We start from the raw sequence: 1,790 nt of genomic DNA, 5'->3' as shown, positions 1-1,790 counted from the left end.
AATCCCGAAGGCTATCTCTTTTTGGACCAAAAGAGAAAACTAGGTTTGGTTAAGAGAATTAAAAAACAAATCGATAAATTCGCTTTGACCAATGAAGACCTTGGAATTGAAATTAATTGATTCTTAGTACATTACAAAAACGTTAGTCAGAGTATAAAACAACGTCCTACCACAAAACAACGTCAGCAAAAAAAGACGATTTAACTAAAATAATTCTTTCAAAAAAGGTAATTTTGAAAACTCGAAATAAGAAAAGAAAATGTAATGATTGAACAAAAAAATTATCCTATTGACAAACTCAACAAACCACTTCAAAAATTTATACAAAACGAAAAAGCTGGAGGAATTGTACTCGGAATAAGTGTAATAATTGCCTTGATTTTAGCAAATTCGCCATTATCCCACGCATATCATCAATTCTTTGAACACAAAATTGGTTTTCAATTTAATGGCAAAAGCTTTTTAGAATATAGCATACACCATTGGATAAACGATGGATTAATGGCTATCTTCTTTTTCGTTGTTGGACTTGAATTAAAAAGAGAAATTGTTGGAGGAGAACTTTCCAATCCAAGAAAAGCATTATTGCCAATTGGAGCCGCAATTGGAGGATTGCTTGTTCCTGCAATTATATATTTTGTTTTAAATCCAACTGGAGAAGCTCAAAACGGTTGGGGAATTCCAATGGCAACAGACATCGCTTTTGCTTTGGGAGTTCTATATTTGTTAGGGAATAAAATACCACTTTCATTAAAAGTCTTTTTGACAGCATTAGCCATTGTTGATGATTTAGGTGCAGTTTTAGTAATTGCATTTTTCTACACTTCCGACATTTCAACTTTAAGTCTTTTAATCGGTTTAGGATTTGTATTAATAATGTACATCGGAAATAAAATGGGTGTGCGAAATGTTTTGTTTTACGCAATTATAGGTATTGTAGGTGTTTGGACTGCATTTTTATTATCAGGAGTTCACGCAACTATCGCTTCTGTTTTAGCGGCATTTACAATTCCTGCTGATATGAAGATAAAAGAAAATCTTTACATCACGAAAATCCAAAACTATCTCACAAAGTTTAAATCTATTGACCCAAAAGACAAAATTCCGACTTTGACAAACGAACAATTACATATTTTAGATGAAGTTAAAAAAGACACTAACGATATAATTCCACCATTGCAACGATTAGAACACGCAATGCATCCATTCGTTACGTTTCTTATTATTCCTATTTTTGCTTTAGCCAATGCAGGAGTTTCTGTTGCTATTGATTTTGAACAACTTTTTAGTACAAATGTTACTTTAGGTGTCTCACTTGGTTTGTTGGTCGGAAAAGTTGTTGGAGTAGTTGGCTTCACTTTGTTGTTTGTAAAACTAAAAATTGCACCATTTCCAAACGGAATGAATATCAGAAATCTTTTGGGATTAGCATTATTAGCTGGTATAGGATTTACAATGTCTTTGTTCATAACTTCTTTAGCTTTTACAAACGAAGAGCATATTATTCAAGCAAAAATCGGAATTTTCTTTGCTTCTATAGTTGCAGGAATTTTGGGATATTTGATTTTAAACAAACAACCGAAAAAGTAATACCTGCACACAACATCGGTTTTGCAAAAGAGCGGGTTAAGTGTTTAATTCAAGGTTAGTTCATTTAATTCACAAAACCATTTTTTATTTGCTTTTAAAATGTAAATTAGCAAATAAAAAAATGGTTTTGCTACGTCCGTGCTAAATTGCAAGTTTAGGCTTTCTAATCCGCTCCTTCGCAAAGCCGTTTTCCGTTGTAG

The 1,790-nt window shown here is 32.5% G+C and carries 1 protein-coding gene; it reads left to right on the top strand.

Features of this window, described 5'->3' with window-relative positions; genetic code table 11:
• The first annotated feature begins 264 nt into the window (after positions 1-264).
• Complete coding sequence (gene nhaA, locus G6N06_RS19590; RefSeq protein WP_163518387.1) at positions 265-1,590, top strand: Na+/H+ antiporter NhaA; 1,326 nt, start codon at positions 265-267, stop codon at positions 1,588-1,590.
• Positions 1,591-1,790: the final 200 nt, after the last annotated feature.

This window comes from Gelidibacter japonicus, from assembly GCF_010725055.1.
GTDB classification, from domain to species: Bacteria; Bacteroidota; Bacteroidia; order Flavobacteriales; family Flavobacteriaceae; genus Gelidibacter; species Gelidibacter japonicus.
The sequence above is the reverse complement of the archived record's forward strand: the minus strand, read 5'-3'. Positions and strand labels throughout refer to the sequence as shown.